The organism is Desemzia sp. AGC72 (assembly GCF_057334175.1).
The window spans coordinates 48,879-68,998 of the sequence record NZ_JBHFIG010000002.1 but is presented as its reverse complement, the minus strand read 5'-3'; the positions used below and the strand labels follow the sequence as shown (position 1 = coordinate 68,998).

The following is a 20,120-nucleotide window of genomic DNA, read 5'->3' as shown; positions in this document are numbered from 1 at the left end:
TTTAGAAATTTTATTTTAACAGCAATTTTACCGATAACGCTCTTAACTCTTTGGGCTACTTCTTCTTCATCGCTTTTAGAGATATCTGCATAGTTTTAAACATACCTGCATCAGAGTAAATAAGAACACTTGAGCGGTATAGTAAGAGTGACAGCCAAGTTGTCAATAAAACAAATACAATCAGCAACACGATCGATACCGTTACGCCTGTTGTTGTAACTGTATCGCTCGCTACTCTAAACGGCATGATAAACGAAGTAAATAGCGGGATATATGATCCGATTTTGATGACCATGTGCGTTGGATTGTAAAACGCGAATAAACCTGCATAAAAACCGGCAAGAGATAAAAACACAATAGGCGTGACCGCTTTTGAAACATCTTCTACTTTTGAAACAAGCGATCCTAAGAAAGCTGCTAAAACAGCGTACAACACGATTCCTAACACAAAATAAATCAGTGACGTCCCGACAAATCCTTGCAGAATAGCAGAAATATCAAACCCTTCAAGCAAATCTTTTACGAAACCGACTTGTAAGGCTATTGCCCCTAAGAGAGCATAAATGGCAATTTGAGTGAAGCATATCAACACGATCGCCACTAGTTTCCCGAAGAAATGGGTCGTTGAGGAAACACTGGATAAAATAACTTCCATGATTCTTGTACCTTTTTCAGAAGCAATTTCTTCTCCTATAATACTTGAATAAGTCATAATGAACATAAACACCGCAATACCAACTACATAAGCACCCGCCATTCGAATCGCATCTTCAGCACTTTCAGTAGTAGTAATCCCGCCACCTTCAAATTCTATCCTTGTTTCTTCTAATGTTGCAGGAGTCAACAAGTTGGCAATATCTTCCTGTTCCAAGCCCAACTCAGCTGCTCGCTGACTTTGTTGAATCGTTGTAAGCAGGCTGTTCAAATACAAAGTATCCAATTCCTGGCTGTCTGGCGAATAAGTATAATTCCCAGTATACACACCATTCTCTTCCTTAACCACTAAATACCCGTCTAGCTCTTCTGCTTCTATAGCGGCTTCCGCATCTGCAGCAGTAGTGATATCCGGATTCACTTCAAACTGTTCGGTTTCAGATTGTAAAATAGAGGTTACTTGTTGATCGTCAGTTAAGACGGCAATTTCAGGTACACCGCTTTCTGAGTCTGAAACAAAATAAATAATAGCTCCGATAACGGCTATTATAACAATTGGTGCAAAAACCATAGATAAAAATCCTAACGATTGGACATTTTTTTTATAGACTTGTCCGACAACGACCCAAAATTTATTCATGCGGCTCACCCGCTTTCTTTTTAAATATTTCTTCTAAACTAGGCGGCTGCTGACTAAAAGTAGGGATATATCCATTTTTAGTAACCGTATTAAAAATGCTTTCTCCATATGATGCATCTTCTAAATCAATAGCGTAAACACCCTCTTTGGTTAAATGAATATTTTTAACACCTGGAAGCTCACTTAATTCTTTCTGGCTCATAGTTGTTTCTAAAAACAGCTTTGTCCGTCCGAACTGTTCGCGGATTTCTTTTACAGTGCCTTTTAAAACTGAAGAACCGTCTCGTAACATCAATAAATGATCACAGATTTCTTCAACATTATTCATATTATGGCTTGAAAAAATGACACATGCGCCTCTGTCTTTCAATTCTTTGATCCCTGCTTCTAACAATCCAGCGTTTACAGGGTCCAATCCACTGAACGGCTCATCAAGAATCACTAATTTTGGATTATGTAATAATGTAGCAATCAGCTGAACTTTTTGTTGATTTCCTTTAGACAAAGATTTTACTTTATCTGTCTTTTTACCTTTAACCTGGAACTTTTCCATCCACATATCGATCAAAGGTTTGACTTCTTTTTTGGTTTTCCCTCGTAAACGAGCAAAGTAAATCAATTGATCTTCTATCGTTACTTTAGGATACAATCCTCTTTCTTCTGGCAAGTAACCGATAATGTTGTAATCTTCTTTAGTCAGCGGCTTGCCATTCCATAAAATTTCTCCCGAATCAGCTGTTAAAAAATCCAAAATCAAGCGGAATGTCGTAGTTTTCCCAGCACCATTTTGTCCGATCATTCCTAGGATTTCACCTTGTTTGATGGTAAAGCTGACATCATTTACCGCTGTCAGATCACCAAAGCTCTTCTTTAGGTTCTTCGCTTCTAACATTCTATCCCTCCTGCAATTAAAAATATATTATGTACGTATTTTATAGTAACATACCTTCACAAGATGTCGAAATCATTCCTGTGCAATTTCTATTAAATAGCAACTTATTTTTTTCAAACTGACCCAGTAAATAACTTTGACCTTCCCGCTAAAGTCAGGTAAACTATAGAAAATTATATATCATTTTATCACTACTTTGGAGGATGAAAAAAATGAATAGTCAAGAGCACTTTATTGATGCGAAAAGAGGCTTTTCTAAGTTCATGGCTAATGTTTATGCTTGGATGGCGATAGGAGTGCTGTTGAGCGCAAGTGTCGTTTACTTGCTGCTTTACACATATACGCCTATTGCAAATGCTTTTTGGGATCTTATCATTTCTACAGACGGCATGGCTATATATGGATTTATTATATTGGAATTAGTCTTGGTCTTCAGTTTCCGCTTCAACCCGGAAAAGATGAAGTCGCCAGTCAATTATGCACTTAAATTTATATCTTATTCGATCGTCAATGGAATCACGATATCTGTAGTTTTGTTGGCTTACACAACCGCAAGTATCTTCAACGCTTTTATTTCAGCATTTGCTTTATTTGCTGTTATGAGCTTGATCGGTTTCGTCACTAAAAAAGACTTGTCTTCATTGGGCGGAATTTTACTTAGTATGTTGTTAGGGTTGATCATAGCTTCTCTGGTCAACGTTTTCTTCTTGCAAAGCAGTACTGCAGATTTTGTTCTTTCTATTATTACAGTAATTATTTTCGTCGGTTTAACAGCTTATGATACACAAAAATGTAAAACGATTTACCAACAATTTGGTAATACCTCCGCTATCAGCAGTATAGCAATTGGTTGTGCTTTAGAACTTTACTTAGACTTTATCAATTTATTCTTGAGTCTATTGCGTATATTTGGAAAAAGAAGATAAAAAAGCAAAACGAGCAGGAAAAATCCTGCTCGTTTTGCTTTTCTTATTGTAGAAAAGTATCACTGATTCTATATTTTTATAAGTAATACAAATTCTCAGAAGGATAAATCGGATCACATGTTACATCAATTCCAAGTTTGCGCAATACTTGCTCATCGTCTCTATTGAGCATAACAGTCGAATGAGCTTGCACTCCATTCAACTCTGAGAGTTTGTTATACGCTAATTGTGCCGTTGGGTTCGTAACAGCACTAATGGCTAATGCGATCAAAATTTCATTCACATTCAATGCTGGAAGTTTACTATGCAAGTCATTGGTTTTCATATTCTGAATGGTTTCTAAAACCATTGGTGACAACAAATGAATCTCATCAGATATATTTGCTAAGGCTTTGATAGAGTTCAATACTCCTGCTGAACAGGAATCCATCAGTGGAGTGGTTCTCCCCGTAATGATTTGACCATTACCTAATTCAAAAGCAATAACAGCTTGTATATCTTTTGTTTCTGAAAGATTTTTTACTTTCTCAGCATATTCACGAGCTGGTTTAACGGGCACACGGTCAACTTGACTTAATTCCACTTCTTCCATAATCAATTTCATTCGATTCAACACTTCTTCATCTACAAGACCTTTTTTAAAGTCTGTTTCAATCGCAAAGCTTCTGCGAATGATTTCTTGTTTTGAAGCTTCTTGAACGACTTCATCATCTACGATCCCAAACCCGACACGGTTTACACCCATATCAGTTGGTGATTGGAAGACGGATTCTTTTCCCGTGATTTTTTCAATGATTCGTTTGATTACTGGGAAGGTTTCTATATCGCGGTTATAATTTACAGCAATCTCATTGTATTTTTCGTAATGGAAGTTATCAATCATATTAACATCTTTCAAATCTACCGTTGCTGCTTCATAAGCAATGTTCAATGGATGTTTTATTGGAACATTCCACACTGGGAATGTTTCAAATTTTGAATAACCGGCTACTTTTCCTTGACGACGTTCATGATACAGCTGATTTAAACTTGTCGCTAATTTTCCGCTGCCTGGACCTGGGGCTGTAACGACTACGATAGGTTTTGTAGTAGGAATAAACTCATTTTTTCCAAATCCGTCTTCACTGACAATTACATCTAAATTGGAAGGATATCCATCGATCGACTCATGTGTGTATACTTTGATATCCCTTTTTTCCAATTTATTAATGAATAACTTAGTAGAAGGTTGTCCATGATAACGAGTAATCACAACGCTATTAACTTTCAATTCGTATTCTCTCAATTCATCGATCAAACGAAAGACATCCATGTCATACGTGATTCCATAATCCCCACGAATTTTATTGCGTTCAATATCTCCTGCATAGACACAGATGATGATTTCTGATTTATCTTTTAATTTTTGCAATAATTTGATTTTAGCATCTTCATCAAAACCGGGCAAAACACGTTTAGCATGCTTATCTCCAATCAATTTACCGCCAAATTCTAAATAAAGCTTATCATAATTATTCACTCGTTCTAAAATATATTTCGTTTGTTCTTCGATATATTTTTGTGGATCAAATCCTAGTTTGTTCATCAAAACCCTCCATGCTTTCCAACAAATTAGTCCAGCTTTTCTAGATTTTATCCAGCTGTCCCGTTTTTACTCTTAAAAATAAAAATAGAGCCTCATACATCAGCTCTAACATTCCCCTGTTTTATACGTTTCGTAAAAAAAATTATTTTTATCTCACATATCTATTATAGATTCTTTTGCTGAGTATTCAATGTTTTTTTAAAAAAGATTCTACGATTGCATTAAATTCACTTGGTTTTTTCAATAAAAAGAAGTGATTTGCTTTCGGTATGATTGCTAATCGACTATTTTTTATTTGCCGGGCGATCCATTGAGTATGAGACAGCTTGATCACATCATTTTCTCCTGCCATCACTAAAGTAGGGGAGAGAATCTTCGTTAAATCGAACTTCACTTTTCTCAATTGAATAGTCATCAACTCATAGATAGCTCTTTTTGCCCGAAATTTCGAATCAAAAAATCCTCTAACTTTTATGGCTGCGAGTTCTGCTTCTACTTTTAACAACTCTGCCTTTCTCATTCCTTCAGGTTCGGTGTTAGCCCCTACGATAACAAGTTTTGTTACTTTTTCAGGAAAATATTGCGCAAACAACAACGCTATATTCCCGCCATCGCTAAATCCTATGATAGACGTTTTTTCAATATGTAAATGATTTAATACCTGATCAATATCTTTAACAAAAGTCTCAAAAGTCAATGTTTCTTGTTTTGCAGCTGATTTCCCATGACCTCTCGTATCCAAAGCGATAACAGTATAAGAAGGTTTAAAGTATTCGATCTGCTGTTGGAAAATGGTATGGTCTTCACCATTTCCATGCAGCAACAATAAATGTTCCCCAGTTCCGCCTATCTTACAATGCAGCGCTCCCTCTTTTAAGTGTATATAAACAGATTTCATTTTTCTCCTCCTTCAATTTAATTTTCCATAGTAAACAAAAAACTTCTTGGTTGAACAAAATTTGTTCTCCAAGAAGTTCTCTGTTTTAAAAATTAACGTTTAAAGAAATTTCATTCAAGACGATAGAATCTCCGTTTTTCTTTTGTACAAATATTGCACGAATCGGAGACAATTCATTTAAATCTTTCAAGGAATAATCATTTCTCCTCAAAACATACTCTAATGGGCAATCCAATTCTCCATCAGCATTTTCTATTAAATCTTCCGGGCAAACTTTCAAAATCCATTTATCTTCTATTCCTTCAAAAATCATCTCATATTTTTCTGCTGCTTTCTTCATTAATTGATTGTTCATATTTCTACCTCCTATAATACTAATAAATAAGAAATGTGAATTGTGCCCGTCCAACTGCTATCTTCTTACTCGGTTAGGATCTATTGAAGCGATTATTTTTGTACTAAGAATAAAACAAGTTTTCGGTGATCTTGTTTTATACGAGTATGTACAACTTAGCAGAAAACTATTCAGTTCTTTTTCATTTTTATGAATCAATTATAAAAAAAATAAAATAGAAAGTATACCTTTTTTCATAGTCGTAGCTTTTTCGTCACAAATATATGAACAATTTTTTTCTAACTTTATATACAGTGATTACAGAGATTTCAGCTTTAGTTTTCTGTTGTTTCTTCTATAAATTCTATAATGATTTCTACTGTGTTATCTTGTTGCTCCTCAACGGATATGATTGCTGTTCCATCACCTTTTTGATGTCCATAGTTTCCAAATTGAGCATGATTTCCGCCTTCAATAACTGCTGATTTTCCACTTGGTAGAGAATCGAATGCTTCAAAGTAAGCTTCCTCATTCAACACTTCATCATTGGTTCCATAGATAGAAAGTGTATCTATCGAAGTTGCAGAAAAGTCGCCTGCTGGATAAGAAGCCAAAAAAATGACGCCTTCAAATTCTTCAGGTTGTTTTTCTACAAATGACGCCGCCATTACTCCGCCTAATGAATGTCCCGAAAGATACCAATTATTGATTTCTTCGTGTTCCGTTAATACTTCCTCCGCTGCACCACTGTTAAAAACAGCCAAATTAAAAGGCATTCTTACCAAATATACTGAAATACCTTTTTCAGCTAAATTTTTCATTAAGGGAGCATAAGCTTCTTCTTCTACTTTACCTCCCTGATAGAAAATAAGTCCACTACTGGTTTTATTTTCCATTGGTTCAAAGCTGATATAGTCGTCTCCTTCAATGACAGTTACGTCATTAGTTGATTTCAAAGCTTCAATTGCCGTTTTTTGCGGTTCATAAGCATCAGATAAGTACCAAACAGTCCCTATTCCAAATATCAAAACCAAGACACCTAAAACGATCCATAATTTTTTTCCTTTTTTATACTGCATTTATTACACTCCTCTGCTTTTTGAACTGATTTTTTTATCAGTATAACACTTATAGTGGTAAAAAAATTCATAAAAAAGAAGCTGAGGTCTATTGAGTCCCAGCTTCTTTTATCGTTTCTTATTTGTGTTTGCTTAATACATCTTCAATTTGTTCTTTACTGTGGTAGCCGATTAATTTTTCCACTACTTCACCATCTTTTTTCACTAACAATGTAGGGATACTCATAATCCCAAATGAAGCTGGAACTTGAGGATTTGCATCCACGTCCATTTTAACAAATTTTACTTCATCGCCGATTTCTTCATCCAATTCATCTAAAACTGGAGATTGCATACGACAGGGTCCGCACCAAGTTGCCCAAAAATCCGTTACTGTTAAGCCGTCTTTTGTTTCTGTTTCAAATGTAGCATCTGTTACTGCTTGTACCATAATATTATTCCTCCTATAGAATTGCTTACTTTAGCTGCTTAACTTATAATTAGTAAGCCTTTATTAGTTTTATTATAACAAACTCTGTATGAGATTTCTACTTTTTGTACTTAATTTTTAAATTCTACTATTGTTGCCCCATTACCGCCTTGATTTGCAGGTGCATATCCGTATGTTTTTACAGAAGGATGACGTTTTAAGGCTTCTGTTACTCCTTTACGCAAAGCTCCTGTCCCTTTACCGTGTACAATCGTTACTTGAGGGTAGTTAGCCAGCAATGCGGCATCTAAATATTGATCCATTCTAGCCAAGGCGTTTTCATACCTTTCTCCACGAAGATCCAATTGCGGAGAAACATGACTTTGACTGGCAGATTTCAACGTAGCTGTTCTGCGAGCAGGTTCTTTTTCTGGCGCAGTCAAAATCAAGTCGCTCTCATCCAACTTCATTTTCAGCATGCCCATTTGAACCACCCATTGATTATCTCCTGCTTTTTCAATAATGATTCCTTTTTGGCCGAAGGATTGAACTTTGACATCATCTCCTGGCTTCAAGGTTTGTTTGGCTTTTTCTTTTTTCAAGACTTTATTTTTTGATAAAGCTTCTTCGTGGCGCAAGTTTGCTAAACGCGTTTTAGCATCTATAAACTCATGCTCTTTTATTGCTCCGTCAATACCGCTTTCCAACTGTTTGTTTCTTAAATCGGCAATCACTTTTTCTGCATCTTCTTGTGCTTGTTCAACTGTTTGATTAGCTTTTTCTTTTGCTTTCTTCATCAAGTCGTCTCGTTCTTGCCAGAACTCTTGCACAGCTGTTTTCAAGTCTTTCAATAATTGATCCGCTTCATTGACATGCTCTCGAATTTCTTGATATTCCATTTCTGTCATTTTTCGAGTATTCTCTAAATCCGCGATCATCTCATTCAGATTTTGTGTTTCCCCATCAATCAAATGACGCGCATTTTGGATGATATCAGGACTGAGTCCTAATCGTTTAGAGATCTCAAAAGCATTACTTCTACCTGGAACACCGAACAACAAGCGATAGGTTGGACTTAATGTATCTACATCAAACTCCATACTGGCATTGATTGTTTTAGCATGATTATAGCCATAAACTTTCAATTCAGGATAATGTGAGGTTACCATAACTGAGCTGCCGATAGAACCAATTTGATCCAGTATAGCAATTGCAAGAGCTGCTCCTTCTTGAGGGTCAGTTCCTGCGCCTAGTTCATCAAATATAATCAAACTTTTCTCATCCATTTTTCGCAAAATTGATACAATATTTGTCATATGAGATGAAAAAGTACTTAAACTTTGTTCAATCGATTGTTCGTCCCCAATGTCCGCAAAGACTTCATTAAAAATGCCGATCTGGCTTTCTTCTGCGGCTGGAATCTGCAATCCGGATTGTCCCATTAATTGGAGTAAGCCTAATGTTTTTAAGATGACTGTCTTCCCACCAGTATTAGGTCCGGTAATAACAACAGCCTGATACTCTCCGCCGATAAAAATGTCATTCGGCACGACTGTTTTTTGATCTAACAGAGGATGGCGTGCATTATACAATTTCACTTCATTTTCATCGTTTATTTCTGGACGTACAGCTTGGATGCTTTTAGCATAAGCAGCTTTAGCTCCGATGAAATCTAATTGAGCTAATAACAGCATATTATAGTGGATTTCTTTGCTGTATGGAGCGATTTCTTCAGAAAGTTCAGCCAATATTCGGTCTTCTTCGTGGCGTTCTTCAATTTGCAATTGACGCAATCGGTTATTCAACTCTACTACTGCTTTCGGTTCAATAAACAACGTTTGCCCTGTAGAACTTTGATCATGTACGACACCGCCGAAGTAATTTCGGTATTCTTGCTTTACTGGTACAACATAGCGGTCATTTCTGATAGTGATCAACGCATCACTCAGATACTTTGCGCTTTTTCCGCGAATAACAGATTCTAATTTTTCTCGGACCGCATTTTCGCCTTTTTTGATACCGACTCGAATCCCTCGTAAAGCAGGACTGGCATCATCTAAAATATGACCATCTTCATTGACCGTTTCACGAATTCGTTGATTCAATTGCGGCGTTGTCACAAATTGATCCGTAATCGTATATAAGCGGTAAAATTCAATCCCTGTTTCTTTCAATTCGTCAAAAAAACGGCGTGTTTCTGTAGTGGTCGTTAGAATTTTTCCAATTTGCGCGATTTCAACTGCATTCAATGATGCTCCTATGTCCAACCGCTTCAAATGTGGTCTCACATTTTCTAATTTTGGAATGGGCATTCCTCCGCGTAATCGTTCGATTTGTACTCCGTCAGCTGTCTCTTCTTGCCAATGCATGACTTCATCTTTTAGTGTAGACGGATGCAGATCCATAATCAGTTCTTTACCTAAAGTTGAAGAAGCAAATGATGCCAATTCTTGAATAATTTTTTGGAATTCTAATGTTTTTAATATTTTTTGATTCATGTCTTCACCTCGTTTTATACTCGGTCTCTCTTTTCACTAACGACATCCAAATTGAATGTGTACATCAATACAACAAGAAATCGTTTCTTCTGATACAGCAGAAACGATTTCTTTTGTTTATCCAGTTCGATTGTTTAATTGATGGTACTTACCCACCAAGAATAAATTTGTTCTGATAAGATTGGAGTGCTGCTTACAATCATTCTTGCGAGTCCGCTATTTGAAAACTGTTCTTGAATAAAATCCAAAGGCAGCATTGTCAAAACAAACAACAGCAGGAATACTTCTACATAAGATAAGATTCCGCCAATAACGGCTCCACCCAGGGCATTGGCTTGTTTGACTACAGGTAGAAATTTGACTCCTCTTGACAGTCCGCCGATAAAACGAGTTGCCAACCAGCCCAAAAATAGAATCAATAAGAATGAGATTCCATGATAGAAAGCCTCATCCAATTGCAGACTCAAAGCACCGCTATAAAATTCAAATGAATCATCTATAGAAGCTGAGGGATAAGGAATCAATAACTGTAAATATTTACTCACTTCTAAGTAATATCTGCTTGCAAAATAGTAAGCTATTAAAAATCCAATGGAAAGAATCAATTGTAAAATCAATCCTCTTCTTGCTCCACTGTAAATACCGATCAATAAAAATACAATGATTCCGATTGTCATCCACATATATTGGCCTCACCCTTTATTCTTCATTCAGGTCTGTTTGTTGGAAGTTTTTTACTTCTTGTCTCAGCTGCTCCAACTCTTTTTCCATTTGCTGCATTTTGATTTGCATTTCAATTTGATCGGATACTGCGTTTACTGCTGCTAATACAGCTCTTCTTTCAGGATCCAATCCTTTTGTCAACTTTTCAATTTGTTTTAATTGTTCATCGATTGTTTTTTCAACAACTTGCAAATGTTGTATCGAGCGTGCCCCGATAATGGTATACTCTTTTCCTGCTATCGTTGCTTTATACCGTATTTTATCTTTAGACACCGAACACCCTCCTAGTTAAACACATTTCATTTTATTTTAACATGAATCGGTTTGAATTTGTAGAGTTTTAAAAAAAAACCAGGAAATGAAGTATACACTTTTTCCTGGCTCTATTTTTTTATAAGTTATTTTTTTTTTGATTATTTATTTTTTTTTAAATATATTTCATTGATTAAAGTATTGACCCGATCCCAACTTTTATGATTGACAGAATATTTAATTTCAGCTATAGGGATAGAATTATCCAATTGCAACTCCAGTTCTGTTGTCTCGTGATCCGTAATGATTAGTTCTATGGAGTCTGGATAATTATTTTTCGTAAGCAAGAAAGTATTTAATCTATAAGAGAAATGCAAATTTAAGAGTTCTTCCAAATATCGTTCATAATATAATCCAAATTGTGACATAATAAGTATATTAACTTTTTCCCGGTGTTTTAAAATTTCTGTTGTAAGATTTTCCCAAGTAATGATGAGAATATATAAAAAATCAACTGGTGCTTTTAGTACTGCTTCACTCCATTCTGCTTTATCTAAGGATTCTAGTGTATTGACAGCTGTTTCTAATAATTCATCATACGTTCCTTCTTGATTATAAATAATCATTCTATTACTCTCAACTAAAGAATAATTCAAGCCTCGCATTTCTAATTTATAAAGATAATGACTGAATAATCTTTTTTGAACGACAGCCATATTCTTCAAAGGGAGAGACGTTCGTTTAGATAAAGTGTTTAAAAAGACTTCTATATCATTAAAAACTTTCTTAAATTTCGGATTGGTCTCTATGACCTCTTTAGCAAAATAAATATACCGACTCTCCAAAAAGTAGCTGATATACTGAATGTCTTCTTTTTTAATCTTAAAAGGCAGTTTATTCATTTCTTTAGAAACAAACTTCTCGATTTCTTTTGACACAGGAAGAAACGGTTTAAAATCATTTTCTATATGATTGTCTACAGAAAAACGCTCTAAAACAAGCACTAACCATAAAATGGTTTTATTCAATAAAGTTGAAGATAGAGCTAAATCGTTTTCTCGTTTAAACGTTGTAATCATTTCATATGCCTCATTTATATAATTAAAATGAAGGTTTAAAAAAGAGGTGCCGTATTCTTCCCAGAATAAAATTCTATAAAATAATAAAATCCTTTCTTCTCGTCCTTGGACACGAATTGGCTTTTGCTGGATTGTTAATTCGAATTTTTCCAAGACCGGCTTTACTTGTTCTATACATCTTTTTACAGAAGATACGCTAGTATACAGTTCTTCAGAATATTCTTCTAGTGTATGAAACGAATTATAGAACAATAAGTTAAGAAACTGAACATTCAAACAATCACAAAGGATTTTTTGGTAGAAACTATCCATTCGAAAAGTATTGGAAATAATCAAACGCACACCTTTTTGTTTGGAAGTTTCAAATTTAAAATCAGAGGCAAAATACAGATGAAAATACTTGATATCTGATTTAACCGTACTCTCAGAACATCCTAATCGATCAGCAATCTGCTCTGTCTTCCACCATCGATTTTCTTCCAACATGTATTCAATAAACTTTAGTCTTCTTAAACTGCTTGAATCTAACAAGTTACGCATTATTTCACCTCCGAAACATCTACTTTTATGATAACTGTTTAATCATTGTATCATACTTAATTAATCTTTTATGCGAACTTTTCTTATCTGATATAACATTCTTCGTCCATTTATTCTATAAGCTTACTCTATTTTAAGCAAAAAAAAAAGCCAGACGAGCGTCATAGCTTTTTGAGGATGGTGTATCGGTGATTGGGTGCTGCTTTATGTTGACAACAAAGCAGGCTGGTGTTTTTACAATTTAGTTGTCTTTTCTATCATTATTCTAATCTTAAAAGTTATTTTCTTACATACCTTATCAACTAATTGACAATTTGATAATAAGAGTCCACATAAACATTTGTCTCTAAAAGAAATAAATTTGTGCATTAGAATGAATAATTTTATCATATATGACAACTATTGAAATAGAAGTTTCGGTTTAATACAAACCTGAAAGAGATGTGAGGTTGAATTAGCGATAAGGTAAGTGATATGAATTAAGTAAACGAAGCCTAAAAAAGTACAATTCATCACTCCTTTGCTTTTGTTATACTAACAATAACAAATTTTCTTCTGAATTTCCTTTCTTTTAGTACATATTGAAAAGTAGATTTTGACTGTTTTTTTTTACAGCAACTAATTGACAATCACTTGAGAAATATTTTAAAATAAAATTTTGTGTCATTTAGGAAACTTTTCAACAAATATGGTCCTGCTGTTATTATGGTCTTTTTGCTTTCTTTATCAGTCTGTTATACTATAAAATAGACTATTTTTAATAAATATTCAGAGTACATACTAACTTTTTTATGAAAAGAGTGATTTAATGTCTAACGAAGTCCTAATGGTTTCAAGTCAGATACTGAACGAAATGAAAGAACAGTATAAAAACTATTTAAAACCAACCAATCCTCCTGGAAGTATATTTGCTGCTAAAAAAGGCTCTGTAAACATCACTGCGTACAAATCGGGAAAAGTTTTATTTCAAGGAAATCAATCTCAAGAGGAATTTTCTTTGTGGGCCTCTAAAGGGAAAGAATCTCATAAAAAAGTTTCTGCCAGCAAAGTGGACACTGAGTTACCATCTGGTTTCAGCAGTTGGTCCGTCTTAGGGAGTGACGAAGTAGGAACAGGTAGTTACTTTGGTCCTTTAACTGTAGTAGCTGCTTACGTAGATCGGTCCCAATTAGAATTGCTGAAAGAGTTGGGAGTACGCGACTCCAAGGAAATGACCGATAAAGAAATCTGTAGAGTAGCGAAAGACTTGATTACTTTCTTACCATACAGTTTATTGAATGTGATGCCTGAAAAATACAATCAGATCCAACCTAAAATGTCACAAGGAAAAATGAAAGCTGTATTGCATAACCAAGCTTTACATCATGTACTGACGAAAATCAATCCCACAAAACCTGAAGCAATTTTGATTGATCAATTTGAATTGCCTTCTACTTATTACAAACATATCCAAGATCAAGCAATTCAAGTGAAAGATAAGGTTTATTTTCAGACGAAAGGTGAAAGCCACCATTTGGCAGTAGCTGCAGCTTCTATTATTGCTCGTTACGCTTTTTTAACTGGATTAGAAGAACTGACAAAAGAAGCTGGGATGAAAATTCCTTCAGGTGCAGGATCTGCTGCGGATCTAGTCGCTGCAAAATTGTTAAAGCGCGGCGGGGTCTCCTTATTAAATAAATATGCTAAATTACATTTTGCAAATACAGATAAAGCTAAAAAAATAGCCGGATACAATTAAAAAAGGTCAAACAGGAAAATAATCCCTGTTTGACCTTTTTTTGTCCTCTTAACGAATTTCTGCCTTCAATTGAGTGACAATTGCTTCCTTCACTTCTTCAAAAGCTTTTGTAACTTCTTCCTCTTGCAATGTTGCTTCCGGGTTTAAATAAGCTAAAGTATAAGCCATTGATTTTTTACCAGGAGCAATATGTTCCCCTTGATAAAGGTCAAATAATCTGACATGTTTCAAGTGTTTCCCACCTTTTTCAAGAATAACATCTACGATTTGCTGGTTTGTCACTGTATCGTCTACCAATAAAGCTACATCTCGTGTCATACCAGGATATTTAGGAATTCCGCGATACACCGTAGCTTCTTTTTCTGCTTGGACGATCGCCTCTAAATTCAGTTCAAAAGCATATGTCTCATTGATGTCCAGCTCTTTTGCTGTTACAGGATGAATTTGTCCTATAAATCCGACTTCTTGGCCATCTAGCAAAATAGTCGCTGTACGCCCGGGATGCATATCTGATCGGTTGGTATCATGTAGATATTCGATTTCTCCAACCAATCCATAAGTGGTCAATAATTCCCCTAAAATACCTTTTAGAACATAGAAATCTACTTTATCTCCTTCACCTTGCCAGTCTTTCTCACTCATTGATCCAGTTACCACGCCAGCTAAATGTTCTTCTTCGATTGGCAGTGTTTGACTAGGATCTTTGTAGAATACTCGTCCAGTTTCATAAAGGGCTGCATTTTGATTGTTGTGAGAAAGATTATATTGTACATCATCCAATAAACCGCTGATCAGATTCATTCGCAAAGTACTTCGCTCTTCACTCATAGGCATTTCTAATTGAGTCATGTCACTTTCTCTCATCATAAAGCGGCTTGCTTTTTCAGGTGTAGTCAACACATAGCTGATTGCCTGAGCTAATCCTGCATCTTCTAAGAAACGTCTTGTATGGCGTACCAAACGTTGTTTCGTTGTCAATCCTCCTGGAAGCGATTCTGTTGTTGGAAGCGTCGAAGGTAGTCGGTCGTAACCATAAATACGCGCAACTTCCTCGATCAAATCCGCTTCGATGTGAATATCCCAACGTCTAGGAGGAACTACTACTGTAACCTCTTCATCTGAAATGGTCACTCCGAAACCTAATTGATGAAAAATTTGTTCGATTTCTTCTGCAGAAATAGCTGTTCCTAGTGAACGATTTATTTTCCCTAATGTAGTCGTAACCACGCTGTCTTTTACTTCTACTGTATCTACAGAAGCTACGCCAGAAACAACTGTTCCTTCTCCAAGCTCAGCCATCAATGCCGCTGCATGCTCACTAGCTTGTTGCAATGTTGCCAGATTGATCCCTTTTTCAAAACGAGAACTAGACTCACTGCGCAAGTTTAATTCTTTAGCTGTTTTACGGATCGAGATAGGTTCAAATAAAGCGGCTTCTAGAGCTACTGTTACCGTATCATCTGTAATATGTGAATCCAATCCGCCCATTACTCCTGCTAATGCTATCGGCTTTCGACCATCAGTGATGACGATATTGTTTGAAGACAATGTCCGTTCTTCTTCATCCAAAGTGACCAGTACTTCATCTTCTTTTGCACGACGAACTAAAATTTCTTTTGAATTTAATTGGTCATAGTCAAATGCGTGTAACGGTTGCCCGTATTCTAATAAAATATAGTTTGTGATGTCCACGATATTGTTTAAAGGACGAATACCTGCATTCATTAATTTAGTTTGCAGCCACATTGGACTTTCTTTTACTTTGATATTTTTGACCACACGAATCGTATAGATTGGTGCATCTGCAGTGTCTTCAACAGATACAGACATATACTCCTCAACATTGTCAGAAGAATCTTCTGTAAGAACCACTTCTTTAAAACTAGGCTTAAGATTATATACAGCAGCAACTTCATAAGCTACGCCGCGCATGCTTAACGCATCCGCTCTATTTGCAGTAACAGATAAATCTAAGATCGCATCATCCATAGCTAAATAAGAGAATACTTCTTCACCTGGAACAGCATCTTCTGGAAGAACATAAATCCCGTCAGCATATTTTTTAGGAATTACTTTGTCTGAATACCCTAATTCTTCTAATGAACAGACCATTCCATTTGAAACTTCTCCACGCATTTTACTTTTTTTGATTTTTTTATTACCTGTTATACGTGATCCAGGTAAAGCTACGATGATTTTTTGACCAGCTGCAATATTTGGTGCTCCACAGACGATTTGAGAAGGTTCTTCTTCTCCGATATCTACTTGGCAAATATGCAAGTGATCTGAATCTGGGTGATCCACTACAGATAAAGCATGACCTACCACGATTTTTTTCAACCCATCTTGCGGGATTGTGACATCTTCTACTTCAATACCGGTACGGCTTAGTTTTTCTGCCAATTCTTCCGGAGTAATTGAATCTAAGTTTAAATATTCTGATAACCATTTATAGGATACGTTCATCTTTCTACTCCTTTACCTTGAATTGATTTAAGAATCTCAAATCATTTTGATAGAAATGACGGATATCATCAATTCCATATTTTAACATTGCTACTCGTTCTGGTCCTAAACCAAAAGCAAATCCGCTATAGCGTGAAGAGTCGATCCCGGACATTTCTAGTACGTTTGGATGAACCATTCCGCCGCCTAAGATTTCGATCCAGCCGGTGTGTTTGCAAACGTTACAGCCTTGTCCGCCGCATTTGAAACAGCTCACATCAATCTCAACAGAAGGCTCTGTAAATGGAAAGTAGCTTGGACGCAAACGAATTTCTCGGTCTGCACCAAATAATTTTTTCGCAAAAACGTTCAAAGTTCCTTTTAAATCAGCCATACTCACTTCTTCAGCAATGACAAGTCCTTCAATTTGGTTGAATTGGTGAGAATGAGTCGCGTCATCGTTGTCTCTACGGTAAACTTTACCAGGGCTCACCATTTTTAATGGTCCTTTTGAGAAATCATGCTTGTCCATTGTACGGGCTTGTACAGGAGAAGTATGAGTTCTTAGTAGAACTTCATCTGTGATGTAAAAAGTATCTTGCATATCTCGTGCCGGATGATCTTTCGGCAGGTTCATGCGCTCAAAGTTATAATTATCTTCTTCAACTTCAGGTCCTTCAATGACTTGGTACCCCATCGTCATAAATAAATCTTCAATTTCTTCCATGATTTGTGTCAACACATGGCTCTGACCTTTAGCGACTTTTTTGCCAGGCAATGTAACATCGATCGTTTCTTCTAATAACGCTTGATGTATCGCTTCAGACTCCAAAGACTCTTTTTTTTCATCCAAGGCAGCTTGGATAGCATCACGAACCACATTTGCTAAAGCTCCGATTACGGGACGCTCAGTAGGATCAAGATCCTTCATTCCTCTCAATACTTCAGTGATCGAACCTTTTTTCCCAAGGTATGCCACACGCACATGGTCCAATGTTTTTAAATCATCCGCTGCTTGAATTTCATTCAACGCTTCTGTTTGTAACGATTCAAGTTTCGTCTTTATTTCCATTTTTCTGCTCCTGTCTATTAATTATTTTTTGAACACAAAAAAAGCCCATCCCTATAAAAGGGACGAGGCTCATATTCGCGGTACCACCCTAGTTTAAGTCTATATGACTTACACTCAACTGCATAACGGCGCATACCGGAACTTTTTTCATTACGTTTAGTAAATCCCAAAGTCAACTCAGGAAGTGAACTTCATTTGAGCATTTCTACAAATGTTTTCAGCCAGCGACATCTGCTCTCTTAAAAAATCTCTCAAATTACTCTTTTCCATCATCGTTTCTGTTCTATATTCAATTCTTATTTAGTTTAACTGAATATCAAGGCTTACGTCAAGCGTATTTAGAGTATTAATTGCAGTCTTCAGCTGAGACCCATTTGTCTGCCCATAATTGAACTTCATTCATAACGCCTTTAAAAGCATTTCCTTTGTCAGTTAATGCATAAGCTACACGCATGGTAGCGTCTGGATCAACTGTACGCATAACGATACCTTCTTTTTCTAGTTCTTTTAAACGTTCTACCAATACTCGGTCACTGACTTCTGGAATAGCAGAAGCAATATCTTTAAAACGACGAGGACCATCTAATAATACATCGATGATAAGACCTATCCATTTTTTACCCAATAATGCAAATGTGCGCTCAAACTTAGGGCAAATCATTTTTTGTCTGGATTCGCATTCGATTTGTTGTTCGTTTTGTTCATTAACGGTAATCATACTTCTCACCTCTTTTTCATATAGTATATCATATATAGTTATTAATAGTAAGTAAACGTTCCGGATTTTCTGCGTATTTCTCGGCAAATAATCCCATTTGTTGTACGGTTAAATGGGATTATTTATCTTACGAAGACGCTCCATCCAATTTCAATCGATTCCATACGTTTTTAGCTTTAAACTGTACTCTTGTTTTAATGACTTTAGGAAGTGGCGTCAAGACTTCTTTAGTAGCACAATATTTATCAACCATAGTCACTATATAGCTTTCTTTGAACTTAGGCAATTTACGAATACATGCAGGAGACGCTAACCACATATGTTTTACAATAATATCGCATTCTAATTCAGTTAATTCAGTTAATGATTGGGCATTCTGCAAAGCAACATGAGGATGGTGAGAAGCATGAGAATAGCCTTCATACGTAGCTGCAAAAGATTTTCTGTCTTCATGGAAAAAATCATGCAATAATCCCGCACGTGCGACTGCTCGGCAATTAAGATTTAATTTTTTGGCGATCTTATAACTGGTATAAGAAACACTAAGTGAATGTTCTAATCTCGTAGAGAAATGATGATGAGTAATAGTCTGTAAACTTTGTACTTCTTCATATTGAAGCAAATCTTCAATCAAAGCCATGTATTCAGCGTCTAATTTCCAACTAGCATATGTCATTCAAGAACTTCCTTTATCTGTTATTGGATTACTATTTTAGATGTTTCTTATCATACATGCTTTAGGAGATAAATTAAAGCGAATTCCTTTAGTTTCACTAATTTTTATCAAAGAATTACCAATTTCGTCATATTCTGTAATTTTTCGCATTATCAAAAAATTACCTTAGAGAAAACATCAAAATACCTGCTGCAACAGCAACATTCAAAGACTCTGCTTGACCTTCAATAGGAATATAGAGATTCTTAGTCGTTTGCTTCAATAATTCTGGATTCATCCCTTTGCCCTCATTCCCCATTACCAAACCATATACACCAGGTGCAGCAATATTTCTATAAGAAACAGCATTTACATTCAGCTCTGTTCCATAAATAGGAAAATTTGCAGCTTTGAATCTTTCAAACCATTCCGTTAGTTCTCCTTGATAGACAGGAAAATGGAAATGACCTCCTTGTGTAGAACGTAAAACTTTACTATTATATAAGTCTACTGTTCCTTTACCTAAGACTACTCCACCATACCCTGCTGCATCTGCCGTGCGAATCATTGTTCCGACATTTCCAGGATCTTGGACGTTGTCTAAAAATAAATGAGGTTTGGTGAATTCTTCAGGTACAGGATGGTCCTCTTTTTTCACTACCGCAAAAATGCCTTGAGGTGATTCTGTATCACTTAAATAAGAGGCAATTTCCTTAGAAATCAAAACCATACTTTCTTGAGGAAAATCAGGATACAATTCCTCTTTTATTTCTTGAGAAATTAAAATCTCTTCGACAGAAGCTCCGTATTGAAGAGCTTCTGAAACTAAATGGAATCCTTCGACCAAATAGATAGCTGAAGTATCTCTTTCTTTTTTTGTGTGCAATTTTTTCCATTTTTTTACACGCTCATTTTTTTTTGATAATATTTTTTCCATGCTGCCTTCTCCTCTATAATGCCTTTAAGAACTTTTCCGTTTCCTG

18 protein-coding genes and 1 other annotated feature are annotated in these 20,120 nt (G+C 35.8%); of the genes, 2 read left to right on the top strand and 16 right to left on the bottom strand.

The annotated features are described in order from the left end of the window. Positions 1–55 precede the first annotated feature (55 nt). Positions 56–1,294, bottom strand: coding sequence for an ABC transporter permease (locus ACE025_RS01830; RefSeq protein ID WP_485936884.1), 1,239 nt, complete (start codon positions 1,292–1,294; stop codon positions 56–58). Next, positions 1,287–2,186: an ABC transporter ATP-binding protein gene (locus ACE025_RS01825; RefSeq protein WP_485936882.1), complete on the bottom strand. Its 900-nt coding sequence runs from the start codon at positions 2,184–2,186 to the stop codon at positions 1,287–1,289. Before ACE025_RS01825 ends, ACE025_RS01830 begins: the two co-directional genes overlap by 8 nt. A gap of 212 nt (positions 2,187–2,398) precedes the next feature. Here ACE025_RS01825 and ACE025_RS01820 point away from each other — a divergent pair, with 212 nt between their 5' ends. After that, complete coding sequence (locus tag ACE025_RS01820; protein ID WP_485936880.1) at positions 2,399–3,112, top strand: Bax inhibitor-1/YccA family protein; 714 nt, start codon at positions 2,399–2,401, stop codon at positions 3,110–3,112. A gap of 76 nt (positions 3,113–3,188) precedes the next feature. On the opposite strand, the gene ACE025_RS01815 is transcribed toward ACE025_RS01820, so the two are convergent. The 9 genes from ACE025_RS01815 to ACE025_RS01775 all read right to left on the bottom strand — a co-directional run bounded on the left by ACE025_RS01815 (position 3,189) and on the right by ACE025_RS01775 (position 12,509). Further along, positions 3,189–4,697 carry a DUF1846 domain-containing protein gene (locus ACE025_RS01815; protein WP_485936878.1) on the bottom strand — a complete coding sequence of 503 codons (1,509 nt, stop codon included), beginning with the start codon at positions 4,695–4,697 and terminating at the stop codon, positions 3,189–3,191. A 187-nt stretch (positions 4,698–4,884) separates the two neighbouring features. Further along, the gene (locus tag ACE025_RS01810) at positions 4,885–5,595 is read right to left on the bottom strand and encodes an alpha/beta fold hydrolase (protein ID WP_485936876.1); all 711 of its coding nucleotides are present in this window, start codon (positions 5,593–5,595) and stop codon (positions 4,885–4,887) included. A gap of 85 nt (positions 5,596–5,680) precedes the next feature. Beyond that, positions 5,681–5,950 carry a hypothetical protein gene (locus ACE025_RS01805; RefSeq protein WP_485936874.1) on the bottom strand — a complete coding sequence of 90 codons (270 nt, stop codon included), beginning with the start codon at positions 5,948–5,950 and terminating at the stop codon, positions 5,681–5,683. A 314-nt stretch (positions 5,951–6,264) separates the two neighbouring features. Next, on the bottom strand, positions 6,265–7,008 hold the full coding sequence (locus ACE025_RS01800; RefSeq protein WP_485936872.1) for an alpha/beta hydrolase: 744 nt from the start codon (positions 7,006–7,008) through the stop codon (positions 6,265–6,267). A gap of 118 nt (positions 7,009–7,126) precedes the next feature. Beyond that, complete coding sequence (gene trxA, locus ACE025_RS01795) at positions 7,127–7,438, bottom strand: thioredoxin (protein WP_092479842.1); 312 nt, start codon at positions 7,436–7,438, stop codon at positions 7,127–7,129. Positions 7,439–7,548: 110 nt separating this feature from the next. Next, positions 7,549–9,915: an endonuclease MutS2 gene (locus tag ACE025_RS01790; RefSeq protein ID WP_485936870.1), complete on the bottom strand. Its 2,367-nt coding sequence runs from the start codon at positions 9,913–9,915 to the stop codon at positions 7,549–7,551. Positions 9,916–10,049: 134 nt separating this feature from the next. Continuing rightward, entirely contained in the window at positions 10,050–10,598 is a 549-nt protein-coding gene (locus tag ACE025_RS01785; protein WP_485936869.1) for a CvpA family protein, read from the bottom strand. A 16-nt stretch (positions 10,599–10,614) separates the two neighbouring features. Then, positions 10,615–10,911 (bottom strand): cell division protein ZapA, encoded by a 297-nt coding sequence (locus ACE025_RS01780; protein WP_485936867.1) that lies wholly within the window; start codon positions 10,909–10,911, stop codon positions 10,615–10,617. A 140-nt stretch (positions 10,912–11,051) separates the two neighbouring features. Continuing rightward, on the bottom strand, positions 11,052–12,509 hold the full coding sequence (locus tag ACE025_RS01775) for an AcpB/EbpR/MafR family transcriptional regulator (protein WP_485936865.1): 1,458 nt from the start codon (positions 12,507–12,509) through the stop codon (positions 11,052–11,054). An 808-nt stretch (positions 12,510–13,317) separates the two neighbouring features. On the opposite strand from ACE025_RS01775, the gene rnhC reads away from it, so the two are divergent. Then, a complete protein-coding gene (gene rnhC, locus ACE025_RS01770) occupies positions 13,318–14,247 on the top strand; it encodes a ribonuclease HIII (protein ID WP_485936863.1) in 930 nt (309 codons plus the stop codon). Positions 14,248–14,295: 48 nt separating this feature from the next. Here the strand turns inward: rnhC and pheT are convergent, their stop codons facing one another. From pheT to ACE025_RS01745, 5 genes are all read right to left on the bottom strand, one after another. Further along, positions 14,296–16,713 (bottom strand): phenylalanine--tRNA ligase subunit beta, encoded by a 2,418-nt coding sequence (gene pheT, locus ACE025_RS01765; protein ID WP_485936861.1) that lies wholly within the window; start codon positions 16,711–16,713, stop codon positions 14,296–14,298. A 4-nt stretch (positions 16,714–16,717) separates the two neighbouring features. Next, positions 16,718–17,764: a phenylalanine--tRNA ligase subunit alpha gene (gene pheS / locus ACE025_RS01760; RefSeq protein ID WP_485936859.1), complete on the bottom strand. Its 1,047-nt coding sequence runs from the start codon at positions 17,762–17,764 to the stop codon at positions 16,718–16,720. 55 nt (positions 17,765–17,819) lie between these two features. Further along, positions 17,820–18,046: a binding site (T-box leader), on the bottom strand. A 64-nt stretch (positions 18,047–18,110) separates the two neighbouring features. Then, entirely contained in the window at positions 18,111–18,482 is a 372-nt protein-coding gene (locus ACE025_RS01755; protein ID WP_483089529.1) for a winged helix-turn-helix transcriptional regulator, read from the bottom strand. A gap of 127 nt (positions 18,483–18,609) precedes the next feature. Continuing rightward, the gene (locus ACE025_RS01750; RefSeq protein WP_485936857.1) at positions 18,610–19,158 is read right to left on the bottom strand and encodes an HD domain-containing protein; all 549 of its coding nucleotides are present in this window, start codon (positions 19,156–19,158) and stop codon (positions 18,610–18,612) included. Between the two features lie 160 nt (positions 19,159–19,318). After that, positions 19,319–20,074, bottom strand: a complete 756-nt coding sequence (locus ACE025_RS01745; protein WP_485936855.1) for a TrmH family RNA methyltransferase — start codon at positions 20,072–20,074, stop codon at positions 19,319–19,321. Between the last annotated feature and the right edge of the window lie 46 nt (positions 20,075–20,120).

Excerpts from the sequence above, each read along its gene's own strand:
- ACE025_RS01830 (WP_485936884.1), bottom strand. The coding sequence starts at position 1,294 with ATGAATAAATTTTGGGTCGTTGTCGGACAAGTCTATAAAAAAAATGTC.
- ACE025_RS01825 (WP_485936882.1), bottom strand. The coding sequence starts at position 2,186 with ATGTTAGAAGCGAAGAACCTAAAGAAGAGCTTTGGTGATCTGACAGCG.
- ACE025_RS01820 (WP_485936880.1), top strand. The coding sequence starts at position 2,399 with ATGAATAGTCAAGAGCACTTTATTGATGCGAAAAGAGGCTTTTCTAAG.
- ACE025_RS01815 (WP_485936878.1), bottom strand. The coding sequence starts at position 4,697 with ATGAACAAACTAGGATTTGATCCACAAAAATATATCGAAGAACAAACG.
- ACE025_RS01810 (WP_485936876.1), bottom strand. The coding sequence starts at position 5,595 with ATGAAATCTGTTTATATACACTTAAAAGAGGGAGCGCTGCATTGTAAG.
- ACE025_RS01805 (WP_485936874.1), bottom strand. The coding sequence starts at position 5,950 with ATGAACAATCAATTAATGAAGAAAGCAGCAGAAAAATATGAGATGATT.
- ACE025_RS01800 (WP_485936872.1), bottom strand. The coding sequence starts at position 7,008 with ATGCAGTATAAAAAAGGAAAAAAATTATGGATCGTTTTAGGTGTCTTG.
- trxA (WP_092479842.1), bottom strand. The coding sequence starts at position 7,438 with ATGGTACAAGCAGTAACAGATGCTACATTTGAAACAGAAACAAAAGAC.
- ACE025_RS01790 (WP_485936870.1), bottom strand. The coding sequence starts at position 9,915 with ATGAATCAAAAAATATTAAAAACATTAGAATTCCAAAAAATTATTCAA.
- ACE025_RS01785 (WP_485936869.1), bottom strand. The coding sequence starts at position 10,598 with ATGTGGATGACAATCGGAATCATTGTATTTTTATTGATCGGTATTTAC.
- ACE025_RS01775 (WP_485936865.1), bottom strand. The coding sequence starts at position 12,509 with ATGCGTAACTTGTTAGATTCAAGCAGTTTAAGAAGACTAAAGTTTATT.
- rnhC (WP_485936863.1), top strand. The coding sequence starts at position 13,318 with ATGTCTAACGAAGTCCTAATGGTTTCAAGTCAGATACTGAACGAAATG.
- pheT (WP_485936861.1), bottom strand. The coding sequence starts at position 16,713 with ATGAACGTATCCTATAAATGGTTATCAGAATATTTAAACTTAGATTCA.
- pheS (WP_485936859.1), bottom strand. The coding sequence starts at position 17,764 with ATGGAAATAAAGACGAAACTTGAATCGTTACAAACAGAAGCGTTGAAT.
- ACE025_RS01755 (WP_483089529.1), bottom strand. The coding sequence starts at position 18,482 with ATGATTACCGTTAATGAACAAAACGAACAACAAATCGAATGCGAATCC.
- ACE025_RS01750 (WP_485936857.1), bottom strand. The coding sequence starts at position 19,158 with ATGACATATGCTAGTTGGAAATTAGACGCTGAATACATGGCTTTGATT.
- ACE025_RS01745 (WP_485936855.1), bottom strand. The coding sequence starts at position 20,074 with ATGGAAAAAATATTATCAAAAAAAAATGAGCGTGTAAAAAAATGGAAA.